This is a genomic window from Variovorax sp. FW301-JW7 (genome assembly GCF_058788795.1).
The window spans coordinates 446,856-468,980 of sequence record NZ_JBYTBC010000003.1; the positions used below are offsets into that span (position 1 = coordinate 446,856).

At 68.6% G+C, this 22,125-nt stretch carries 22 protein-coding genes; 12 read left to right on the forward strand and 10 right to left on the reverse strand.

What is annotated here, in order from left to right; translation table 11 throughout:
• Positions 1 to 26: 26 nt before the first annotated feature.
• The 3 genes from fmdA (at position 27) to AC3WQM_RS10510 (ending at position 2,190) form a co-directional block, all read left to right on the forward strand.
• A complete protein-coding gene (gene fmdA / locus AC3WQM_RS10500; RefSeq protein ID WP_369632566.1) occupies positions 27 to 1,259 on the forward strand; it encodes a formamidase in 1,233 nt (410 codons plus the stop codon).
• Between the two features lie 4 nt (positions 1,260 to 1,263).
• Positions 1,264 to 1,608: a zinc ribbon domain-containing protein gene (locus AC3WQM_RS10505; protein WP_492678529.1), complete on the forward strand. Its 345-nt coding sequence runs from the start codon at positions 1,264 to 1,266 to the stop codon at positions 1,606 to 1,608.
• Between the two features lie 231 nt (positions 1,609 to 1,839).
• Complete coding sequence (locus AC3WQM_RS10510) at positions 1,840 to 2,190, forward strand: alpha/beta hydrolase (RefSeq protein ID WP_492678531.1); 351 nt, start codon at positions 1,840 to 1,842, stop codon at positions 2,188 to 2,190.
• Positions 2,191 to 2,279: 89 nt separating this feature from the next.
• On the opposite strand, the gene AC3WQM_RS10515 is transcribed toward AC3WQM_RS10510, so the two are convergent.
• Both AC3WQM_RS10515 and AC3WQM_RS10520 read right to left on the reverse strand, forming a co-directional pair.
• The gene (locus AC3WQM_RS10515; protein WP_070060357.1) at positions 2,280 to 2,633 is read right to left on the reverse strand and encodes a VOC family protein; all 354 of its coding nucleotides are present in this window, start codon (positions 2,631 to 2,633) and stop codon (positions 2,280 to 2,282) included.
• The gene (locus AC3WQM_RS10520) at positions 2,630 to 2,938 is read right to left on the reverse strand and encodes a hypothetical protein (protein ID WP_489057066.1); all 309 of its coding nucleotides are present in this window, start codon (positions 2,936 to 2,938) and stop codon (positions 2,630 to 2,632) included. The genes AC3WQM_RS10515 and AC3WQM_RS10520 overlap by 4 nt, the downstream gene beginning before the upstream one ends.
• Before the next feature lie 135 nt (positions 2,939 to 3,073).
• Between AC3WQM_RS10520 and AC3WQM_RS10525 the strand changes: the two genes are divergently transcribed.
• Positions 3,074 to 4,003: a MurR/RpiR family transcriptional regulator gene (locus AC3WQM_RS10525; protein ID WP_492678533.1), complete on the forward strand. Its 930-nt coding sequence runs from the start codon at positions 3,074 to 3,076 to the stop codon at positions 4,001 to 4,003.
• Here AC3WQM_RS10525 and AC3WQM_RS10530 read toward each other — a convergent pair.
• The gene (locus AC3WQM_RS10530) at positions 3,940 to 4,815 is read right to left on the reverse strand and encodes an HAD-IIA family hydrolase (protein ID WP_492678535.1); all 876 of its coding nucleotides are present in this window, start codon (positions 4,813 to 4,815) and stop codon (positions 3,940 to 3,942) included. The genes AC3WQM_RS10525 and AC3WQM_RS10530 overlap by 64 nt on opposite strands.
• A 188-nt stretch (positions 4,816 to 5,003) precedes the next feature.
• On the opposite strand from AC3WQM_RS10530, the gene AC3WQM_RS10535 reads away from it, so the two are divergent.
• The 6 genes from AC3WQM_RS10535 to AC3WQM_RS10560 all read left to right on the forward strand — a co-directional run bounded on the left by AC3WQM_RS10535 (position 5,004) and on the right by AC3WQM_RS10560 (position 11,822).
• A complete protein-coding gene (locus AC3WQM_RS10535; RefSeq protein ID WP_492678537.1) occupies positions 5,004 to 5,939 on the forward strand; it encodes a phosphate/phosphite/phosphonate ABC transporter substrate-binding protein in 936 nt (311 codons plus the stop codon).
• Between the two features lie 8 nt (positions 5,940 to 5,947).
• Positions 5,948 to 6,748, forward strand: a complete 801-nt coding sequence (gene phnC, locus AC3WQM_RS10540) for a phosphonate ABC transporter ATP-binding protein (RefSeq protein ID WP_492678539.1) — start codon at positions 5,948 to 5,950, stop codon at positions 6,746 to 6,748.
• Positions 6,745 to 7,743: a phosphonate ABC transporter, permease protein PhnE gene (phnE, locus tag AC3WQM_RS10545; RefSeq protein WP_139706725.1), complete on the forward strand. Its 999-nt coding sequence runs from the start codon at positions 6,745 to 6,747 to the stop codon at positions 7,741 to 7,743. Before phnC ends, phnE begins: the two co-directional genes overlap by 4 nt.
• A gap of 147 nt (positions 7,744 to 7,890) precedes the next feature.
• Complete coding sequence (locus AC3WQM_RS10550) at positions 7,891 to 8,079, forward strand: hypothetical protein (RefSeq protein WP_095745005.1); 189 nt, start codon at positions 7,891 to 7,893, stop codon at positions 8,077 to 8,079.
• Positions 8,080 to 8,148: 69 nt separating this feature from the next.
• The gene (locus AC3WQM_RS10555; protein WP_492678541.1) at positions 8,149 to 10,401 is read left to right on the forward strand and encodes a phosphocholine-specific phospholipase C; all 2,253 of its coding nucleotides are present in this window, start codon (positions 8,149 to 8,151) and stop codon (positions 10,399 to 10,401) included.
• Between the two features lie 5 nt (positions 10,402 to 10,406).
• A complete protein-coding gene (locus AC3WQM_RS10560) occupies positions 10,407 to 11,822 on the forward strand; it encodes a YadA family autotransporter adhesin (RefSeq protein WP_492678543.1) in 1,416 nt (471 codons plus the stop codon).
• A 266-nt stretch (positions 11,823 to 12,088) separates the two neighbouring features.
• Here AC3WQM_RS10560 and AC3WQM_RS10565 read toward each other — a convergent pair whose 3' ends face one another.
• The 7 genes from AC3WQM_RS10565 to AC3WQM_RS10595 form a co-directional block, all read right to left on the reverse strand.
• Positions 12,089 to 14,374 (reverse strand): glycoside hydrolase family 3 N-terminal domain-containing protein, encoded by a 2,286-nt coding sequence (locus AC3WQM_RS10565; protein ID WP_492678545.1) that lies wholly within the window; start codon positions 14,372 to 14,374, stop codon positions 12,089 to 12,091.
• 100 nt (positions 14,375 to 14,474) lie between these two features.
• Positions 14,475 to 15,704: a tricarballylate utilization 4Fe-4S protein TcuB gene (gene tcuB, locus AC3WQM_RS10570; RefSeq protein WP_492678547.1), complete on the reverse strand. Its 1,230-nt coding sequence runs from the start codon at positions 15,702 to 15,704 to the stop codon at positions 14,475 to 14,477.
• Positions 15,688 to 17,115, reverse strand: a complete 1,428-nt coding sequence (tcuA, locus tag AC3WQM_RS10575; RefSeq protein WP_492678549.1) for an FAD-dependent tricarballylate dehydrogenase TcuA — start codon at positions 17,113 to 17,115, stop codon at positions 15,688 to 15,690. Before tcuA ends, tcuB begins: the two co-directional genes overlap by 17 nt.
• 77 nt (positions 17,116 to 17,192) lie before the next feature.
• A complete protein-coding gene (locus AC3WQM_RS10580; RefSeq protein ID WP_492678551.1) occupies positions 17,193 to 18,119 on the reverse strand; it encodes a LysR family transcriptional regulator in 927 nt (308 codons plus the stop codon).
• A 7-nt stretch (positions 18,120 to 18,126) separates the two neighbouring features.
• Positions 18,127 to 19,005, reverse strand: coding sequence for a bile acid:sodium symporter family protein (locus AC3WQM_RS10585; RefSeq protein ID WP_492678553.1), 879 nt, complete (start codon positions 19,003 to 19,005; stop codon positions 18,127 to 18,129).
• Between the two features lie 100 nt (positions 19,006 to 19,105).
• Positions 19,106 to 19,873, reverse strand: coding sequence for a class II aldolase/adducin family protein (locus AC3WQM_RS10590; RefSeq protein ID WP_070060369.1), 768 nt, complete (start codon positions 19,871 to 19,873; stop codon positions 19,106 to 19,108).
• 20 nt (positions 19,874 to 19,893) lie between these two features.
• A complete protein-coding gene (locus tag AC3WQM_RS10595) occupies positions 19,894 to 20,484 on the reverse strand; it encodes an HD domain-containing protein (RefSeq protein WP_354343406.1) in 591 nt (196 codons plus the stop codon).
• Between the two features lie 123 nt (positions 20,485 to 20,607).
• Between AC3WQM_RS10595 and AC3WQM_RS10600 the strand changes: the two genes are divergently transcribed.
• The gene (locus AC3WQM_RS10600; protein ID WP_070060370.1) at positions 20,608 to 21,330 is read left to right on the forward strand and encodes a Crp/Fnr family transcriptional regulator; all 723 of its coding nucleotides are present in this window, start codon (positions 20,608 to 20,610) and stop codon (positions 21,328 to 21,330) included.
• A 102-nt stretch (positions 21,331 to 21,432) separates the two neighbouring features.
• Positions 21,433 to 22,122: an alpha/beta hydrolase gene (locus AC3WQM_RS10605; RefSeq protein ID WP_095745013.1), complete on the forward strand. Its 690-nt coding sequence runs from the start codon at positions 21,433 to 21,435 to the stop codon at positions 22,120 to 22,122.
• The last annotated feature ends 3 nt before the right edge of the window (positions 22,123 to 22,125 follow it).

Here is a 22,125-nt window from a genome sequence, read left to right on the forward strand (position 1 = left end):
CACCCACCAACCAGGAGCCACTGCACATGACGGACACGCTGATCAAGGTCGACCTGACCAAGCCGCCCACAGAGAACGAGAACATCCACAACCGCTGGCACCCGGACATTCCGATGGCCTGCTGGGTCAACCCGGGCGACGACTTCATCCTCGAAACCTTCGACTGGACCGGTGGCTTCATCAAGAACAACGACAGCGCCGACGACGTGCGCGACATCGACCTGAGCACGGTGCACTACCTCTCGGGCCCGGTGGGCGTGAAGGGTGCCCAGCCCGGCGACCTGCTGGTGGTCGACCTGCTCGACATCGGTGCCAAGCAGGACAGCCTGTGGGGCTTCAACGGCTTCTTCTCGAAGAAGAACGGCGGCGGTTTCCTCACCGATCACTTCCCCGAAGCGCAGAAATCGATCTGGGACTTCAAGGGCATGTTCACGAGTTCACGCCACATCCCGGGCGTCAACTTCGCGGGCCTGATCCACCCCGGCCTGATCGGCTGCCTGCCCGACAAGCCGATGCTCGACATGTGGAACGAGCGCGAGAAAGCACTCATCGCCACCGACCCGGACCGCGTGCCCGGCCTGGCCAACCCGCCGTTCGCCGGCACCGCCCACATGGGCAAGATGACGGGCGAGGCGAGGGCGAAGGCCGCAGCGGAAGGCGCGCGCACCGTGCCGCCGCGCGAGCATGGCGGCAACTGCGACATCAAGGACCTGTCGCGCGGCTCGAAGGTGTTCTTCCCCGTGTACGTCGACGGCGCGGGCCTGAGCGTGGGCGACCTGCACTTCAGCCAGGGCGATGGCGAGATCACCTTCTGCGGCGCCATCGAAATGGCCGGCTGGGTGCACATGAAGGTCACGCTCATCAAGGGCGGCATGGCCAAGTACGGCATCAAGAACCCGATCTTCAAGCCCAGCCCGATCACGCCGCAGTACAACGATTACCTGATCTTCGAGGGCATCTCCGTCGACGAGAGCGGCAAGCAGCACTACCTGGACGTGAACGTGGCCTACCGCCAGGCGTGCCTCAATGCCATCGAGTACCTGAAGAAGTTCGGCTACTCGGGCGCGCAGGCCTATTCGATCCTGGGCACCGCGCCCGTGCAGGGCCACATCAGCGGCGTGGTCGACGTGCCCAATTCGTGCGCCACGCTGTGGCTGCCCACGGGCATCTTCGACTTCGACATCAACCCGAACGCCTCGGGCCCGGTGAAGTTCATCGACGGCAGCATTGACATGCCGCTGTCGCACGACCTGCGTTGAAGCCATGCCGACCTACGACTACGCCTGCGGGCAGTGCGGCGGCTTCGAATCGCTGCGGCCTTCGGGCCAACGCGACGAGCCCGCTGCCTGCCCCGATTGCGGCACGGCCTCGCCGCGCGTGTTCACGGCCGCGCCGCGCCTGGCGCTCATGGCCGCCGACACGCGCCATGCGATGGCCACCAACGAACGCGCGCGGCACGAGCCCGCGAGCTCGCGCGACTACGCGCGGCTGCGGCATCCCTCGGGCTGCGGTTGCTGTTCGGTATCGTCGCGGCGCAGTGCCACGCAGACCGCGTCGAACGGTGCGAAATCGGCCCCGTCGCGGCGGCCCTGGATGATCTCGCACTGAAGGTCCGGCGTGCATTCCTTGCATGCGCGAGGCGCATGCAAGGAATGCCGGCAGCGAGAACTTTCTCGCGCGTTCCCTCTGGAGGAGAGGGTTCCAGTCGCCGCATCGCATGCGCGGGCGGCGCGCGATTGTTTCAATCCCGTGAACGCCGCGATTCCTTTTGCTGCGGTTTTTTGGGGCGCTTCAGGTTCAAACTTCATCCCATCAACACACCACCTGAAGGAGATTGAAATGAATGCCTCGAAGACCCTCGCTGCCGTTGCGCTCTCGCTCCTGGCTGTTGCCGGTGCCCACGCCGAAACCTATGACGGCGTGCACACCGTGCACTCGACCCTCTCGCGTTCGGACGTCGCGTCGCAAGCCGTGGCTGCCGCCCGTGCCGGCAACGAGTACAGCGACGGCGCCACCGCCGGCGCACAGACCTTCACCTCGACCGCCGACCGCTCGACGATCCGCGCTGAAGCCGTCGCCAAGGCCCACGACCCGCTCGCCAGCCTCGACCGCCGCGCGTTCTACCGCGACGAAGTGCCGGCCGCTTACAAGAAGCCCAGCGTGTCGTTCACGCGCCAGGCTGGCCTGTAATCAGGCGACTGTGGCAAGCCGATGCCTCATCGGCTGCCTGAAGAACGAACGGGCCCTTGGGGCCCGTTTTTTCGTTGGGACGTCGCGTGTCAGGCTGCGTGGGCAAGGACGTTGACAAGCTTCCCGAACGGATCGCGGACATAGAAACGGCGTACACCCCAGGGTTCGTCGACCGGGCCGTATTCGATGGCAAAACCGGCAGCCCGCATGCGCGCCAGCGCCGTGTCGACATCGTCGACTTCGATGGAAAGGTCAGGCACCGGCGTGCCCGAACCGCCTTCAGACGCAAAGCTGACCTGCACGCTCATCTCGGCCTGCGAACCGTAGGTGCGTATCCAGCCGTGGTCCATCAGCAGATCGAGGCCGAGCACGTCGGCGTAGAAGACCTGTGCGCGTGCCACATCCTGCGTCGCGAAGTTGGCGACCAGTCGTTTGACTTTCATTGTTTGGAACTCTCTTCGGCGGTTTCGGGTGCGATGCGGAAAGCCTTGGGCTTGCCGCCGGATTCGGCATGGAGCAGGTCGCCTTCGATGCGGATGCGGGTCCACGTGTCGATGATGCCGTCGGCGCCGATCAGCTCGATGCTGTCGCCAGAAAGCACCCGGTAGCGAAACGATGGCGCGCACTGCGGGCCATCGTGCGTGCCCAGCACCGCGCGAAGGAATCCGTTCGATGCGAACCAGTAGATCTCGACCCGGGTGTCGGAGATGAGTTGCAGCCGGCGGTCGATGGGGAGGGCGGTGGTCATGAGAGATGAGGGGGCGGCGGGTCACCACAAGGCAGCCAACTCCGAATGAGGAACGGCCGAATATAGAAGACCCCGCATGAGCCTGGCCAGCCGCGTGCGTGAAACCGCCATCGAGGGCGGGTAAGCTCGCGGCCCATGAAGCGCAACAGCACTCCCCGCACGTCCAAGTCCACCGGCGGCAAGGCTGCCGCGGCGCCCGCCGCCGAGGCACCCGACGTCCCGGTGTCCGCCGTGCTGGCGCGCATCGAAACCCTCTGGTCGTCGCTGGGCCCCGTGGGCCAGCGCATCGCCGACTTCATCGTGAAGAACCCGCGCGAGGTGGTCCACATGTCGGTGAGCGAGGTGGCGGAGCGCACCGGTTCCAGCGAAGGCAGCATCGTCGGCCTGTGCAAGAACCTGGGCGCCACGGGCTTCCAGCAGATCAAGATCGCGCTGGCGCAGGAGATCGTGCGGCCGGTGCAGTTCATCCACGAAGACCTCGACCCGCAGGACAAGGCCGACGCGGTGATCCGCAAGATCTTCCAGAGCAACGTGCAGACGCTGCACGACACGCAGTCGATGCTCGATGCCAAGGCGATGGAGCGCGCGGTGCAGCTGTTTCGCAAGGCCGAGCGCATCGAGATCTACGGCATCGGCAGCTCGGCCACCATCGCCGAGGACGCGCACTACCGCATGCTGCGCATCGGCCTCAATGCCAAGGTGGTGGTCGATTCGCACGTGCAGGCCATCAGCGCCTCGCTCACGAATGCGAAGACGGCGGTGCTGACGATTTCGCATTCGGGCAGCACGCACGAGACGGTGACGGCCACGCGCCTCGCGAAGGAGGCGGGCGCGGCCACAGTGTGCATCACCAACTTCGGCAAGTCGCCGATCCAGGCCTTTGCCGACGTGCTGCTGTTCACCATGGCGCGCGAAACCAACTTCCGCACCGAGGCGATGACGAGCCGGCTCGCGCAGCTGGCGATCATCGACGTGCTGATCGCCTGCCTGGCGTTGTCGGACTACGACACCTCGGTGCGCACGCTGCGCCAGACCTTCGACGTGCTCTCGCTCAAGCGGTACTGAGGCGCGGGTTCCACTGCTTCTGAGACGGGCGGCACGAGCAGCCCGGCCACCGTGGGCGCCACCGCCCCCGGCGATTCACCCACCAGCACGCAGACCAGGCCGAGCCGCGCGGCGCCTTCGCCGTCGGTCAGCGGGTTGTCGCCGACCACCACCGTGCGCTCGGCGTGCGCGCCGAGGCGGCGCAGGCCTTCCTCGAACAGCAGCGGCGCGGGCTTGCCGACCACGCACCACGGCTGCACGCCGCTGGCCGCGACCACGGCCGCCAGCAGCGCGCCCGTCTCGGGCACCACGCGCCCGTGCGGGCCCGGGTGCGTGGCGTCGGCATTGGTCACCATCAGCCTGGCGCCGCGCCGCAGTGCGTTCGCGATGACCGACAGGCGCGTGTGGCTGAAGTGCATGTCGAGCGCGAGCAGCACGACGTCGGCCTCGGCCTCCGCAGACACCAGCCGGCAGCCCTGCGCGCGCGCGTAGCGCTGCAGGGCAGGGCTGGCGGCCAGCAGCACGCGCGCCTGCGGATGCTGCTGCGCCAGCTGGCGCACCGCGAGTTCGCCGGCCAGCACGATGCGCTCGGGCGGCACGCGCAGGCCCAGCTTGCGCAGCCGCACCGACAGGCCCTGCGCCGTGTGCGTGGAGTTGTTGGACACGATGGCGTAGCGGTCGTGAAAGTGCGCCAGCAGGCGGGCCGCGCCGTCGATGGCTTCCTGCTGGCGCACCAGCGTGCCGTCGAGGTCGACCAGCAGGTGGCGGGCCTGCGCCAGCGCCTGGATGCCGCTGCCGTTCAGGGTCCCTGTTGTCGTGTGATGCGTGCTCATGGATCTCCGGGAGTGGGGCCGTCTTGAGGGGCTCGGCCGTGGCGGCGGATTCTATTGAATATTGCTCAGTGAGATTTGAATTTTGAAATGAGCTTATTTCATTTCCCTGTCATCTGCGGCTCCTAAAGTTCTCTTCATCGGGGCGTTGCAACCGCATGCCCACTGCTTTCCAAACGAAGGAACCGACCATGAAAAAGCTCCTGGCCCTTGCGGCTGCCGCCCTCTCGCTGACTGCCGCGCTGCCGCTGGCCGCGCAGGCCCAATCGGCGGCCGACGGCTCGCGCGAGCGGCCGCTGCGCGTGCTGCTGATCCCGGCCGACGGCGGCACCGAGTCGGGCACCAAGGCCGACTACGCGCCGGTGTTCAACGCCATCACGCGCAGCACCGGCCTGAACTTCGACCTCAAGGTCGGCCAGTCGTACGGCGCGGTGGTCGAGGGCATGTGCAACCAGCTCGCCGACATCGCCTTCTTCGGCCCGGTGTCGTACGTGCAGGCGAACAAGCGCGGCTGCGCGCAGCTGCTGGCCGTGGGCGTGGAGAAGGGCGCCTCGGTGTACTACGCGGGCATGTTCGCCAAGGCCAACGCGCCCATCGCCTCGGTCAAGGACCTCAAGGGCAAGCGCGTGGCCTTCGGCGACGTCAACTCGGCCTCGAGCTTCACCTTCCAGGTCGCGATGCTGCTCGACGCCGGCATGGACCCGGCCAAGGACCTCGGCGCCATCCGCATGACCGGCAGCCACGCCAGCAGCCTGGCCGCGCTGGTGCAGGACCAGGTCGACGTGGCCTCGCTCTCGTTCGACTCCTACGAGAAGGCCGTGAAGCAGGGCGTCGTCGACCCGAAGACGGTGAAGGTGGTGGCGCGCAGCATGGCCATTCCGTACCCGCCGCTGGCGCTCAACTCGAAGCTGCCCGAGCCGCTGAAGGCAAAGCTCAAGGACGCCTTCCAGACCGTGAACAAGGCCCCCGGCGTCACGCCCGACATGATCCGCGGCTACGGCGGCGGCAAGATCGACGGCTACGACACGAAGTTCTCGGAAGCCGAGTTCAACGTCGCCGCCGAAAAGCTCGGCCTGCTGACCGACGAGCTCAAGGGGCGCATCCTCGCCAAGTCCGCCGAGCGTTGAGCGTCGCCATGCTGAATTTCGAATCGGTCGCCATGCACTACGCCGACGGCACGCGCGCGCTCGACGGCGTGTCGCTGCAGGTGCCGGCGGGGCAGTTCTGCGTGGTGCTGGGCGCCTCGGGCGCGGGCAAGTCGACGCTGCTGCGCATGGCCAACGGGCTGGTCAAGCCCACGCAGGGCGCGGTGCAGGTCGAGGGCGTGCAGATCGCCGCCCATTCGCTGGCCCGCATCCGCCCGCGCATCGGCATGATCCACCAGCAGTTCAACCTGGTGCTGCGTTCCACGGTGGCCGACAACGTGCTGGCCGGCGCGCTGCCCGCGGTGCCGACCTGGCGCGCGTTGCTCGGCCTGTTCACCGACGCGCAGCGTGCCAAGGCCTGCGCGTTGATCGAATCGGTCGGCCTGCAGGAGCAGCACCTGCTGCGCCGCGTGAGCGAGCTGTCGGGCGGGCAGCAGCAGCGCGTGGGCATCGCGCGCGCCTTCATGCTCGAGCCGCCGCTGGTGCTGGCCGACGAACCGGTGGCCAGCCTCGACCCGCAGACCAGCCACGATGTGCTGTCGCTGCTGCGCACGCAGGCGCGCGAGCGCGGCACCACGGTGCTGTGCAGCCTGCACCAGATCGAGCTGGCCTGCGAGTTCGCGGACCGCATCGTGGCGCTGCGCCACGGCGCGGTGGTGTTCGACGGCGCGCCCGCGGCCTTCGACCCGAAGGTGTTCGATGCGGTCTACGGCCGCACGCCGGTGCCCGCGCGGACCGCGCCCGAAGCACCGTTGCCGCTGCATGCCGGCGCGCTGGAGCTGGTGCCATGAGCCGCCCCGCATCCGCCTGGGACCTGCCGCGCCCCTTCGGCGCGCGCAGCCTCGCCGTGCTGTTGCTCGTGGTGGTGGTCGGCTTCTTTGCCGGCCAGCGCGTGGAGATGGGCCGCATGCTGTCGCTCACAGGCGAGGGCGTGCTCGCGGCCGTCGGCCTGCGCGAGCAGTCGCAGGTGCTGTCGGGCCTGGGCACCATCGCCAGGTCGCTCTTTCCGCCGCAGGTGTCGGAGCGCACCGAGGTGTCGCGCATCGAGGGCTTCGACCGCGAACGGCTGCCGTGGTTCTCGCATGTCGAGATGGAGGAGTCGCGCCAGCCCAAGCTCAACCCGCAGACGCTGCAGATGGAAGAGGTGGTCGACCGGCGCGAGGTGCTGGTCGAGCCCTTCGGCTACCTCTGGCATGTGGCGGTGAAGATGCTGGAGACCTTCGAGATCGCCATCTGGGCGACGCTGCTGGCCATCGTGCTGAGCGCGCCGCTGGCCTGGTGCAGCGCGAAGAACTACACGCCGAACCGCGCCGTCTACACGCTGGCGCGCGGCGTGGTCGGCATGTTCCGCGCGGTGCCCGAGCTGGTGAGTGCGCTGTTCCTGGTGCTCGCCTACGGCTTCGGTCCCATCGCCGGCGTGCTCGCATTGGCGCTGCATTCGGCGGGCTTCCTCGGCAAGTTCTACGCCGAAGACATCGAGACCGCCGACGACAAGCCGCAGGAGGCGCTGCGTGCCATCGGCGCCAGCAAGTTGAAGGTGATGCGCTTCGCGGTGCTGCCGCAGGTGATGCCGCAGTTCATCGCCTACACGCTGTACATCCTCGACCGCAACGTGCGCATGGCCACCGTGGTGGGGCTGGTGGGCGCGGGCGGCATCGGCCAGGAGCTGAAGGGCCGCTACGACATGTACAACTACGCGCACGTCGGAACGATCCTGATCGCGATCTTCCTCACGGTGCTCGTGCTCGACAGGGTCGCAGCCCGGCTGCGCAGCCGCTATGCCTGAGCGCTGACACCCACCCATCCGCCCACTTCGGGCACCCGAGTTCATTCCGTTTCTTCCCGTTCCGGTGCAAGCCCTTCGAGGCCTGCACGGCCCGGCTTCGCCCTGCTTTTCCTTCCACGCCCCTTCGATCCAGAAAAGGACACCTTCATGACCTCACGTTCTTCCCGGTATGGCCTCGCTGCGGCGGGCTTTCTCCTGTGCCTGAGCCTTGCCGCGTGCGGCGGCGGAAGCGGTGGTGGCGGCGGCCTGCCGGTGCTGCCGCCCACCGGCCCCACGCCCCCGACCACCACGCCGGAGCAGCCCGGCCCGACGCCGGCGCTGAAGTGCGCGCCCTGAGCCGCGCGCGGCCTTCATCCACACGCCTTCCATTTCTTCTGTTTTTGTCCTCGCGTTGAAAGACTCCCCATGAACCCCTCCAACCGTCGCGATTTCTTCCGCAAGTCGGCCGGCGCCGTCGGCGCGGCTTCGGCCCTCACCCTGCTGCCGCCCACGATCCGCAAGGCGCTCGCCGTCGAGGCCGCCGTCGACACCGGCACCATCAAGGACATCAAGCACGTCGTGATCCTGATGCAGGAGAACCGCAGCTTCGACCACTACTTCGGCACGCTGCGTGGCGTGCGCGGTTTCGGCGACCGCTTTCCGATTCCGCTGGCCAACGGCAAGTCGGTCTACTTCCAGTCGAACCCCGCGGGCGGCGCGGAGATTCCGCCCTTCCGCCGCGATTCGACGATTGCCAATGCGCTGATCGGCTCGGGCACGCCGCACAACTTTCCCGACCAGCAAGCCGCATGGAACCAGGGAAAGATGGACCGCTGGATCCAGTTCAAGAACCAGGCCACGATGGGCTACTACCTGCGCGAAGACATCCCGTTCCAGTTCGCGCTGGCCGATGCCTTCACGGTGTGCGATGGCTACCACTGCTCCATCCTCACCGGCACCGACCCCAACCGCATCGTGTTCTGGTCGGGCTCCAACTTCAACCCGGAGCTGCGCAAGAAGGGCATCAACAGCACCGACACCGACTCGGAGCCCGTGAACTCGCGCTGCTGGCCCAACCCGTCCAACTGGGTGGCGGGCCGGCCGCAGCAGGCCGACGGCTCGGGCCAGAAAGACCCGATCAAGGGCGACTACAACTACAAGTACGTCAACAACGCCTTCAAGTGGGACACGCTGCCCGACGTGCTGCAGAAGAAGGGCGTCAGCTGGCACATCTACCAGAACATGAACAACAACTGGACGGGCGCCATGCACGGCTGCCTGGCCTTCGAGAGCTTCCGCACCGCGCAGCCGGGCTCGCCGATCTATGAGCACGGCCTCACGGGCGGCCCCGACACGGCCGACGGCGCCACCAACTTCCTGGCCCAGCTCAAGCAGGACGTGATGACGGGCAAATTGCCGGACGTCTCGTGGGTGCTGCCCACGCAGGCGCTGGCCGAGCACCCCGGCAGCAGCGAAGGCACGGCCGGCGCCGCCGACTTCATCGCCGACGTGCTGGACGCGCTCACGTCCAACCCGGCCGTGTGGAGCAAGACCGCGCTGTTCGTGACCTTCGACGAGAACGACGGCTTCTTCGATCACCTGGCCATGCCGGCCGTGCCCTCGTACGACGCCAACGGCACGCTCATGGGCAAGTCGACCGTGCCGCTGGAGGGCGAGTACTTCGACGCCTCGGTGGGCAGCTACCTGGCCGCCGCCGACAACACCACCACCGGCAAGATCCGCCCCTGGGGCCTGAGCTCGCGCGTGCCGATGTACGTGGTGTCGCCGTGGAGCAAGGGCGGCTGGGTCAACTCGCAGGTGTTCGACCACACCTCGGTGGGTCGCTTCCTCGAGAAGCGCTTCGACATCACCGTGGATGCGATCAGCCCGTGGCACCGCGCCGTGTGCGGCGACCTCACGACCTGCTTCGACTTCGTGAGCCCGAACGATCCCGTCGTTCCCAAGCTGCCCGACACGAGCAACTTCCCCGCGATCAATGCGGCGCAGCGGCTGCTGCCCACGGCCCCCGTGAGGAACGCCCCCGCCACGCCGCAGCCGCTGTACCAGGAGACCGGCACGCGCTTCTCGCGCGCGCTGCCCTACGAACTGCACACCAGCGCACGCGTCGAGGCGCGCGGCCTCGTGCAACTGGTGTTCGCGAACTCCGGCACGCAGGGCGCCGTGTTCCATGTGTACGACAAGCTGCACCTGGACCGCATCCCGCGTCGCTACACGGTCGAGGCCGGCAAGCAGCTGGCCGACTACTGGAACACCGGCGCCAGCGACAGCGGCAAGTACGACCTGTGGGTGTACAGCACCAACGGCTACGTGCGCAGCTTCCAGGGCGACGCACTGGCCTTCGACACCGCCGGCTTCAAGCCCGAGGTGCAGGTCTGCTACGAGCCGGTCGACGGGCAGGTCTACCTGAAGGTGCACAACACGGGCAAGGCGGCCGGCAAGGTCACGGTGACGGCCAACGCGTACCGCAACGACGGCCCCTGGACGCTCGAGGTCGCGCCGGGCGCCACCGGCATGCTGCACTGGAGCCTGGACAAGAGTGGTTACTGGTACGACTTCACCGTCAGCGCCGGGCACACCGAGCGCCGCTTCGCGGGCCGCGTCGAGACCGGCAAGCCCGGCGTGAGCGATCCGGCCATGGCCCTGCACCTGAAGGCCTGAGCGTCATGAAGCGCAAGACCAACAGCACGCAGACCCTGCTCGGGCTGGCCGTGGCCCTCGGCTCGGTGGCCGGCATGGGCATCGTCTCGGCCCAGCCGATCACCTGGGACCCGGCCAAGGGCAACCTGGGCATCGGCGACAAGGCCGGCAGCACCGGTGTCACGGGCAGCAACGACCTGGCCTTTGGCAAGGGCGCGGGCAACAACGTCAGCACCAACTGGAACCTGGCCATCGGCGAGGGCGCCGGCACCGGCGTGTCGGGCAAGAACGCCAACCAGGCCATCGGCTACTACGCGGGCACCAACGTGGTCGGCGGCTGGAACCAGTCGATGGGCCGCAGCGCGGGCCAGAACGTGACCGGCGACTACAACAACGCCGTCGGCTTCTGGGCCGGCACCGACGTGAAGGGCAACGGCAACGAGGCCTATGGCAGCAACGCCGGGCGCAACGTGACCGGCAACGCCAACCAGGCCTACGGCGGCGATGCGGGCCGCAACGTGACCGGCAGCAACAACCTGGCCACGGGGCAGGGCGCGGGCAGCGGCGTCACCGGCTCGGGTAACCAGGCCTCGGGCCAGATGGCCGGCGCGCAGGTGGCGGGTAGCAACAACGTGGCCATGGGCCAGGCCGCGGGTGGCGGCGTGCAGGGCAACCAGAACCTGGCGCTGGGCACGGCGGCCGGCCAGGGCGTGGTGGGCAGCCACAACATCGCGCAGGGCAGCGGCGCGGGCCAGAACGTCATGGGCACCGGCAACATCGCCATCGGTGCCGACGCCGGCGTGTACGTGAACGCGAACCAGGCGATCTCGCTGGGCAGCGCCGCGCGCGCGAGCGCCGACAACGCCATCGCCCTCGGCAGCAACGCATCGGCCTCGCACGCCAACAGCGTGGCGCTCGGCGCGGGCAGCACGACCACGCGCGGCGCGCAGTCGAACTACGTGGCCGTCGGCATGAGCGGGCTGCAGTCGTCGGCTGGCGAGGTGGCGCTGGGCAACCGCCAGCTCACCGGCGTGGCGCCCGGCAGCGCGCCCGACGACGCGACCAACGTGGGCCAGGTGCAGGGCATGGTGCAGCAGGGCGTGAGCACTGCCAACGCCTACACCGACAGCGTCGCCGCGCAGGGCCTGCCGCTGGGCAAGGCCTACACCGACTTCACGGCCGCGCGCCTGCAAAGCCAGATGGACGAGAACGCGCGGCGTGCCTATGCCGGTATTGCAGGTGTCGCCGCGATGGAAGCTGCGCCTGTCGTACCGGGGAAGATCAGCTACGCCGTGGGGCTGGGCAACTTCCGCAGCGAAAGTGCGATGGGGGGATCGATCCGTCGCACCTCGCAGGATGGGCGCTACAGCGTGACGCTGGGGGTGGGTGCGAGCAGCTCGGGCGTGGTGAGTCGGGTGGCGTTCACCGGGGTGTTCGACTGATCTTGTTCAGGGCGACGATCACGCCGACGGGGCACCTTGCTCCGCGAATGTCCCCCGCCCTTCGGGCTCCTCCTTGATTTCGCTGCGCAAGGCACCCCATCGACGTGATCGTCATCAGCGCGGTCGTTGATCGGCGAGCACCCACAGCGTGCCTTCGTGCACAGGGCATCGGGTGCTCCCCGCAGCGAAATCAAGGAGGAGGGCGAAGCCCGGGGGACATTCGCGGAGGGGAGTACCCGGTGTCCTTTGCACGCGTCCCGAAGAACTCACTCCCGCGTGAGCACGAAGCGCTTGCGAATCCCGTCAGCCGCCGAAGGCGCCACCCACAGATCGATCTCACCCGGCTCGATCACGGGCTTCATGTCCCGCCCCAGAAACTGCAGGTCGTCATTGCCGACAGCGAACTCGACCACCTCCGAAGCACCCGGCGCAATCCGCACCTTGCGGAAATTCTTCAGCTCGCGCACCGGCCGCGTCACGCTCGCGGCGCGCTGCGCCAGATACAGCTGCACCACTTCTTCCGCCTCGCGCGTCCCCGTGTTCGTGACGGTGGCGCGCACGCGCAAGGTCTTGCCCATGGCGAGGCGGTCCGTGCTCAGCTCGACCTGGTCGTAGCGCACCGGCGCATAGCCGATGCCGAAACCGAAGGGGTACAGCGCCTCGTTCGTCGCGTCCAGGTAGCGGGTCTTGAAGGCCGTGCCCGGCGCGCTTTCGGGCGAGGGGCGGCCGGTGCGCTTGTGGGCGTAGTAGTAGGGCACCTGGCCGGCGGTCTGTGGAAAGCTCACGGGCAGGCGGCCCGAGGGGTTGGCGTCGCCGAACACCACGTCGGCGATCGCGTGGCCGGTCTGCACGCCGAGGAACCAGGTCACGAGGATGGCACGCGCGTTGCGCACCGCGCCCTTGAGCGCCATCGCGCGGCCGTTGCTCAGCAGCACGACCACCGGCTTGCCCGTGGCGGCCACGGCCTCGGCCAGGTCCTGCTGGGCCTGCGGCAGGCCGATGTCGCTGCGCGAGCGCGACTCGCCCGACATCTTCTGGCTCTCGCCGATGGCCAGCACCACCACGTCGGCCTCGCGCGCGGCGGCCACGGCGGCGTCGATGCCGCCAGGCAGCGGCGACTCGACGTTCGCACCGCGCGTGACGGTCAGCCGCGAGGCCTCGGCGCTCAGCGCGGCGCGCAGGCCCTCGTCGATGCCCACGGGCGCGGACTGGCCCGGGAACAGGCTCCAGGAGCCCATCAGGTCCTTCGTGCCTTCGGCGAAGGGGCCGATCAGCGCGATCTTCTGCGGGCCGGTTTTCGCGAGCGGCAGCAGCTGGCCCTCGTTCTTCAGCATCACGACGGAGCGGCGCGCGCTCTCGCGGGCCAGCGCGATGAACGCGGGGTTCTCCACGCGCTGCGCGGCCGGCGGGCCGTCGAGGCCGCGCATCGGGTCGTCGAAGAGGCCGAGCTTGAGCTTGACCCGCAGCACGCGCCGCACGGCCTCGTCGAGCCGCGCCATCGGCACTTCGCCCGAGGCCACGAGGTCGGGCAGGTGGCGGATGTACAGGCCGCTTTGCATGCTCACGTCGGTGCCCGCCATGAAGGCCAGCTTGGCGGCCTCGCGGCCGTTGGCGGCATGGCCGTGCTCGATGAGCTCTTCGTCGGCCGTGTAGTCCGACACCACGAAGCCCTTGAACTTCCACTCGTCGCGCAGCACGCCGGTGAGCAGCGCGGGGTTGGCGGTCGAGGGCACGCCGCCGATCTCGTTGAAGGCGCTCATGACCGAGAGCGCGCCCGCATCGAGCGCCGCGCGAAACGGCGGCAGGTAGACCTCGCGCAGCGTGCGCTCGGAGATCTCGCTCGTGTTGTAGTCGAGCCCGCCCTCGGCGGCGCCGTAGGCCGCGAAGTGCTTGGGCGTGGCCAGCATCGAGTCGGCGTTCGCGAGGTTGCTGCCCTGGAAGCCGCGCACGCGCGCCGCCGCGAACTGGCGCGCCAGGTACGGGTCTTCGCCCACGCCTTCGAGGCCGCGGCCCCAGCGCGCATCGCGCGCGATGTCGACCATCGGTGCGAAGGTCCAGCGAAAGCCGTCGGCCGTGGCCTCGACCGCCGCCGCGCGCGCGGTGCGCTCGGCCAGCGCGGGCTCCCAGCTCGAGGCCTCGGCCAGCGGCATCGGGAAGATCGTGCGAAAGCCGTGGATCACGTCGGCGCCGAAGATCAGCGGAATGCCCAGCCGCGATTCGCGCACCGCCACCTGCTGCAGCCGCCGCTTGCCTTCGAGGCCGGCGTTGTTGAAGAGGCCCGTGAGGCGCCCGTTGCGCACGTCCTCCGTCTCCTGCTGCCCATTGCGCCACCCGGCCTGCGGGTTGTTCGGCGTGTTGATGTCGGCCGGGCCGTAGAGGCTGAGCTGGCCGGCCTTTTCCTGCAGCGTCATGCGCGCGATGAGCGATTCGATGCGGGCTTCGGCGGCATCGGAGGGCTTCAGGTCTTTGGGAATGGACGCCGCGGTGGCTGAGAGGGAGAGGGCGGACAGGACGAGGGCGAGGGCGAGAACGGCGGCTTTTCGAACATGCATGGCCGCCTATTCTGCAGACAACCCCCGCCCGCCCCGGCCAGCGGGTTTCCGCCCTGGGCGTAGGGCCTTGTCCGACCCTGGCCGCTTCAGGCCATGCCAGTCAGTCCGCACCCAGCCGCAACCGGCTGGGCAGTCGCTTCTCGATGGCGAACTTCAGCAGCGCCGCGCAGCGGAAGATGCCGTGCGCGAACTTGCCGTAGGGCAGCGTGAGAAAGAGCGCCATCACCACGCCCAGGTGCGCCGCCAGCAGCAGCGCCATGAAGCGGGTGTCGCGCCAGGCCAGCAGGGCCAAGCCCGTGAGGCTCGTGAGCAACAGCAGTGCGATGAAGCCGCGGTCCATCGGCCGCTGCGCCGCGTCGCCGTGCGCCGCATGGCGCCGCAGGTTGAGCCACAGCAGGCCGACGGGGCCGATCACGAGGCCGATGCCGCCCGTGGTGCCCAGCAGCACGGGCAGGCTCGTGAGCGCATAGGGCGCATGGAGGTCGAACAGGTAGTGGTAGAGCGTCGCCACGCAGGTGGAGGCGAAACACAGCATGAAGCCGTAGAAGGTGAAGTGATGGAAGCGCCGGCGCCAGAGCGTGAAGCGGTCGTCGGCGTTGTTGCAGCCTTCGCCATGGCCGCCATCGAGATACTTGAGGCGCAGCGCGTCGTGCGCGGCTTCGGCGCTGGCTGCGCGGCGCACGCCCGGCAGGTCGGGCGCGTTGCCCGGGTCGTTCGCGGGCGAGACCTCGCGCCAGAAGCGGCGCGTGCCCATGGCCAGCGCGAACACCACGAACAGAAACACCGCGCCGAACACCAGTGCCAGGAAGTTGTGCGGAAAGATCGCATAGAAGTTGCCCGCGAGCGGCGCGTGCACGAGCGAACCCGCCATCGCCACGGCCAGCACGAGGAACAGCGCGAGCCCGCCCGCCAGCGCCAGCGCGACAGTGAGCCCAGCCCGTTTGTAGAGCGCACCCATCGCGGGCGGCCAGGCGTAGTCGTGGTAGGTCTGCAGGCGCACCTGCGCCATCGCCTGCGGCACGTTCACGGCGAATTCGTGCAGCGGCGCGTACTGGCAGGCATGCAGGCAGGCGCCGCAGTTGTGGCACAGGTTGGCGAGGTAGTGCGTGTCGGCCTTGCCGAATTCGAGCCGGCGCGTCATGGCGGGGAACACGGCGCAGAAGCCCTCGCAGTAGCGGCAGGCGTTGCAGATCTGCAGGATGCGCGCGACCTCGCCCTCGGAAGCAGTGAGCGGCAGGGCGGGCTGGATCGGGATGACGCGCGACGGGTTGCTGCCGATGCCATCGGCATCCGCACGGGCGCGTGCGACGAGGTCAGTGAGCTGCTGCAAGGGTGGTCTCCGGGGAATTCTTCGAATGGTTCTTTGCCGCACGCGCAGCCTGTGTGCCAGCGATGCGGCCGAAGGCCGTGCCGATGCTCATGCCGACGCCGGCCGTGTAGCCCTGGCCCAGCACGTTGCCGGCCATCATCTCGCCGGCCACGAAGAGGTTGGGGCTCGGCCGGCCGCCGAAGCGCACGGCCGCGGTCTCGTCCACCTTCAGGCCCAGGTACGTGAAGGTGATGCCGGGGCGCAGCGGATACGCATGGAAGGGCGCCGTGTCGATCGGGCGCGCCCAGTGCGTCTTGGCGGGCGCGAGGCCCTCGGTGTGGCAGTCGTCCAGCGCCGTGTGATCGAAGCGGCCGACGCGGCAGGCGGCGTTGTAGTCCTGCACGGTGCGCACGAAGGCGGCTTCGTCCAGGCCGATCTTCTGCGCCAGTTCGCCGAGCGTGCCGGCCTGCGTGCCGGGGAACACGGGCGGCATGAAGCGCCCGACCGCCTGCTGGTCGATGACCGACCACGCGATCTGCCCCGGCTGCTGAGCCACGAGCCGGCCCCAGATCGCATAGCGCTTGGGCCAGAAGTCCTCGCCCTCGTCGTAGAAGCGCTGCGCGTCGCGGTTCACCACCACGCCGAGCGACACGCAGTCGATGCGCGTGCAGATGCCGCCGTCGTACAGCGGCGCACGCGCATCGATGGCCACCATGTGGCCTTGCGAGGGATCGCCGATGCTGTCGGCGCCCGCGTCGATCATGTACTTCAGCAGCACGCCCTGGTTGAAGCGCGTGCCGCGGATGAGGAAGTTGTCGGCCGGCCATTCGCCGCGTTCGTTGCGACCCCAGGCTTCGCGCAGCCATTCGCGGTTCGATTCGAAGCCGCCCGAGGCGAGCACGCAGCTCCTGGCTTCGATGCGCTCGCCGGCCTCGGTGCGCACGGCCACGAAGCGCTCGCCCTCGAGCTCGACCGAGGCCACGGGTGTGTCGTAGCGGATCTGCACGCCGAGCGCTTCGGCGCTGCGGTAGTAGGCGTTGACGAGCGCCTTGCCGCCGCCCATGAAGAAGGCGTTGGTGCGCGCCACGTGCAGCGCGCCCGACAGCGGCGGCTGAAAGCGCACGCCGTGGCGGCGCATCCAGTCGCGGCAGTTCGACGAGGCGCGGATCACGAGGCGCGCCAGGTGCTCGTCGGTGAGGCCGCCGGTCACCTTCAGCAGGTCTTGCCAGTACTCCTCTTCAGGGTAGGCCTCGACCAGCACGTCCTGCGGCGCGTCGTGCATGCAGCGCAGGTTGCGGGTGTGCTGCGAATTGCCCCCGCGCCACTCTTTGGGCGAGGCCTCCAGCAGCAGCACCGAGGCGCCGGCCTCGCGCGCCATCAGCGCGGCGCACAGCGCGGCATTGCCGCCACCGACAACCAGTACGTCTATCACTCGTGGGTCTCCTTGGAATGCAGGGGACTTTAGGGAGCATGGCCTTCACGCGAAAGGCCAATCAAGGCAACAGGTGTTCAGCTTTCGAGAAGACTTGCGCCGACCCAGCGGCCTTCGCTGACCAGTGTGCGGGCCGTTTCGGCGACCACCACACGCGCGGCCAGCGCGGCGGGCGAGAGCTCATCGTCCGACAGGCTCACGAGCAGGTTGCGGCGCCCCACGTGCGCGTCGGCAATCTGCGTGAGTTCGAGGTCGTCACGGTCGTGCCGCGCGGTGGCGGCGCCGGGCTGGATGGTGGCGCCGTGGCCGGCGCGCACCGCGTCCATCAGCAGTGCCAGGCCGTCGACCTCGGCCACGATGCGCGGCGCCACGCGCGCCCGCGCAAAGGCGGCCATCAGCGTGGCGCGCAGGCCGTGGCTGTCGCTGGGCAGGATCAGCGGCACCTCGGCCAGCTGCGACAGGCGCACCTTCTTGCCCGTGGGGCGCGGCGTGAGTCCGGGCGAGGCGATCACGAAGAGCTTTTCGGCCAGCAGCGGCGACAAGCTCCAGCGCCGCGGCGTGTCGGTCTGGAACAGCACGGCGAGGTCGAGCTGGCGCGCATGCAGCATGGTCGTGAGGTGGCCCGACAGCGCCTCGACCATGTGCAGCCGCACCTCGGGGTAGCGCGCCTGCATGGCCTGCATCAACGGCACGCCCAGCACGGTGGCGGTGGTGGGCGCCAGGCCCACGCTCACATGGCCCGACAGCCGCGCCTGCTGCGCCGCGCGCACCGCGTCGTCGGCGTGGCGCAAGGTGAGCTGCGCCTGGTGCAGGAAGGCCAGGCCCGCGTCGGTGGGCATGACACCGGTCGAATGCCGGCGCAGCAGCCGGGTCGAGAGTTCGCTTTCGAGCCGGCTGATCTGCTGGCTCAGCGCCGAGGTGACCACCCCCAGCTCCACGGCCGCGCGGCCCATGCTGCGCAGCTCGCAGACCTTGACGAAGTAGCGCAGTTGTCTCAGTTCCATCCGCGCATCATGGCGCAGGCACGGCGGCGGGCTGACCGCGCCGCAGCAACAGCCATCCGAACAGTGGGGCGGTGATGTACATCACCACCGAGTAGATGGCGGCCGGCAGCGCGAGCGGAAAGCTCCCCAGCACGCTCACCGCGATGAAGATGGCGAGCGTGGAGTTGTGGATGCCGATCTCGTAGCTGATGGCGGTGGCCAGCGGCTTGTCCAGGCCGGCCGCACGGCTCAGGTAGTAGCCCGCCAGCAGGCTCACGAGGTTGAACAGCAGCACCGGCACGCCGATCTCGGCGAAGGTGGTGGTGATGTTCTTCCACTCGTTGGCGATGGCGAGCACCGTGACCACCGCGAGCACCACGGCGCTGAAGACCTTGGTCGGCTTTTCCATGCGCGCCGCGAAGCCGGGCTTTCGCGACGCGACCACCATGCCGATGGCCACCGGCACCAGCACGATGGCGATCACCTCGACCAGCTTGCGCGTCTGCAGCGGCACCACCTGACCGCTCGGCGCGAAATGGTTGATGGCCCAGTTGGCGATGAGCGGCAGCGTGACGATCGACAGCAGCGTGTTCACGGCCGTGAGCGAGATGTTCATCGCCACGTTGCCGCCGAACAGGTGCGAGAACAGGTTGGCCGAGATGCCGCCCGGCGAGGCCGCCAGCAGCATGAGCCCGATGGCGAACACCGGCGACAGGCCGAAGCCCACGATGATCGCGTAGCAGGCCAGCGGCAGGCCGATGACCTGCAGCACGAGCGCGATGGTCACGGCCTTCGGGTGCTTGAACAGGCGCCGGAAATCTTCGAGCGAGAGCGACAGCCCCAGCCCGAACATCACGAGCGCGAGCGCGCCGAACAGGAACCGGGTCACGATGAGCGTGGTGTCCATGCGGTGGTGTCTCCTCTTGGGTTCTTCTGCTTAAAAAAATGGCTGCCGGCACCCGTCGCGCGGGCGCTGGCAGCCGTGGAAACCGGGATCGACGTCTGTCTTATTGTTTGTAGCTGTCGTCGATGCGGTCGAGTTTGCGGATCAGCGAAGGCCAGACGAACATGCCGCCCAGGCCGCCGCTTTGCACCTTCATGGCCTGGCCCACGCCGTCGATGATCCTCGGGTCCACGTGCGTGAGTTCGCCGCCGCCGGCCTGCGCGGCGATCTGGATCTGGCAGGTGTTCTCAAAGGTGTACATCGAAAGGAAGGCGTCGGCAATGGTCTTGCCGCAGGTCAGCAGGCCGTGGTTGCGCAGCATGAGGAAGTTCGCATGGCCCATGTCGGCCTGCAGGCGCGGCTTCTCGTCGTCGCGGAAGGCCACGCCTTCGTAGTCGTGGTAGGCCAGCGAGGCCAGCACGAAGGTCGACTGCTGGCTGATGGGCAGCACGCCGTTCTTCTGCGCGCTCACGGCGATGCCGGCGCGGGTGTGGGTGTGCAGCACGCACTGGATGTCTTCGCGCGCGGCATGCACGGCGCTGTGGATCACGAAGCCGGCCGGGTTCACGGGGTAGGGCGAGTCGATGATCTTGTTGCACTGCTGGTCGACCTTGACCAGGCTCGAGGCCGTGATCTCGTCGAACATCAGGCCGTAGGGGTTGATCAGGAAGTGGTGCTCGGGGCCGGGCACGCGCGCGCTGATGTGCGTGAAGACGAGGTCGCTCCAGCCGTATAGCGCCACCAGGCGGTAGCAGGCGGCGAGGTCGACGCGCAGCTGCCATTCTTCGGCGGAGACGAGCTTCTGGATTTCGGAGGCGGAGGTGGCGTTCATGAGGGTGTCCTTTGTCTTGATCAAGCGGCGGTCGGCTCTTGCAGAACGGTCTTGTAGACGCTCTGCTTGGGCTGCGCCATCAGGCGGCGCAGCATGGGCTCGAACTCGCTGATGGGCAGGGTCTCGGCCTTGGGGTCGAAGGCCGGGTTGTCGTAGAGCGCGCAGAACTCGGCCGTGCGCTCGTAGTGCGGGTGGTCCTTGAAGGTGTCGCGCATGTCACGGTCCAGCCCGATGTGGTGGAAGAAGTAGTGGCCCTGGAAGATGCCGTGGTTCTGCACCATCCAGTGGTTGGCCTCGCTCACGAAGGGCTTGAGGATGGCGGCGGCGATGTCGGGGTGGTTGAAGCTGCCCAGCGTGTCGCCGATGTCGTGCAGCAGCGCGCACACCACGTACTCCTCGTCGCGGCCGTCGCGCAGCGCGCGCGTGGCGGTCTGCAGCGAGTGCGTGTAGCGGTCGACCGGAAAGCCGCCGTAGTCGCCTTCGAGGATCTGCAGGTGCTTGATCACGCGCGCGGGCAGGCCGCCCGCGAACTGCATGAACTCGCCGCCGATCAGTTGCCAGTCTTCGCGCGTGCTGTCCTGCATGCGCTTGAAACTTGCCCGTGCGTTCATCGTGTGGGGTCTCCGTTCTTGGGGGGATGGCGGCCACTGTAGACCTGCGCTTGACCTTCAACTGTCAAGAATTTGACAATGCGAGGTTCTGGTAAACCCGCCTCAGGCGCCTTTTTCCCCTCCATGGCCACCTCGACCAAGCCGCGCCTGTCGGCCGCGCACCGCGCCGCGCTCGACGGCAACCCCTGGTTCACCAGCATGCCGCGCGCGCAGCGCGACGCGCTGCTGGGCGCGGCCGAGCTGCTGCATGTGCGCCGCGGCACCATGGTGTTCCGCCAGGGCGACCCGATCCATGCGGCGGGCGGCGGCTTCTACGGGCTGGTGGCGGGCACGATCAAGATCTCGTCGCTGCGCCAGGACGGGCGCGAGGCCATCCTGGCGGTGCTGGAGCCGGGCAACTGGTTCGGCGAGATCACGCTCATCGACGGCTCGCCGCGCACGCACGACGCCACCGCGCTCGAAGCGCTCGACCTGCTGGTGGTGCCGCCCGAGGCCTTCGTGCGGCAGATGCGCGACGTGGTGTTTTCCAACGCCATCGCGGCCATGCTGGCTGCGCGCGTGCGCATGCTCTACGGCCTGGCCGAAGACGCCACCCTGCGCAGCCTACGCGCGCGCGTGGCGCACCGGCTGCTGGTGCTGGCGCGCGGCGACGCCACGCAGTCGGTGCACCTGCGGCACGAACTCATGCTGTCGCAGGAGGCGCTGGCCATGATGCTCGGCGTGACGCGCCAGACGCTGTCCAAGGAGCTCAATGCGCTGGCCACCGAGGGCGTGGTGTCGCTGGGCTACGGGCGCATCGTGCTGCTGTCGCTCGAGGCGCTGCAGGGGCTGGTGCGCACCGGCTGAGGGTCTTGTCACAGCGCGGGCAGGGCGCAGGCGTATAAGACCTTCCCGGCCCGCCATTCCGGCGGCTCGGCGTCTTATTTCTTCACAGGAAGGTGGCGAATCATGAGCAACAACAAACCGACGGTCGTCCTGGTCCATGGTTTCTGGGGTGGTGCGGCGCACTGGCACAACGTCATCGTGGAGCTGCTGCGCAAGGGCCACACGGCCATCCGCGCGGTCGAGCTGCCGCTGACCTCGCTGGCCGACGACGCCGAGCGCACGCGCAAGATGGTGGCGCAGGTGCAGGGGCCGGTGCTGCTGGTCGGCCATTCGTACGGCGGCGCCGTGATCACGCAGGCCGGCGACCTGCCCAACGTGGTGGGGCTGGTCTACATCGCCGCCTTCGCACCCGACGCGGGCGAAAGCCCCGGTGGCATCACGCAGGAGCATCCGCCCGTGGCCGTGCCCAACCTGGCGCCCGACAGCGACGGCTACCTGTGGGTGATCCCCGAGAAATACCACGAGAGCTTCTGCCAGGACCTGAGCGCCGAAGAAGGCCTGGTGATGGGCCTGACGCAGAAGGCGCCGCTGGCCAGCACCTTCGGCGACACCATCACGGCGCCGGCCTGGAAGAAGAAGCCGTCGTGGTACCAGATCTCGAGCGAAGACCGCATGATCTCGCCCGTGAACCAGGAGCGCATGTCGGCGCGCCTGGGCGCGAAGAAGGTCATCACGCTGGCGGCCAGCCACGCCTCGCTGGCCTCGCAGCCGCAGGCCGTGGCGGCGCTCATCGACGAAGCCGCGAGCGCCTGAGGC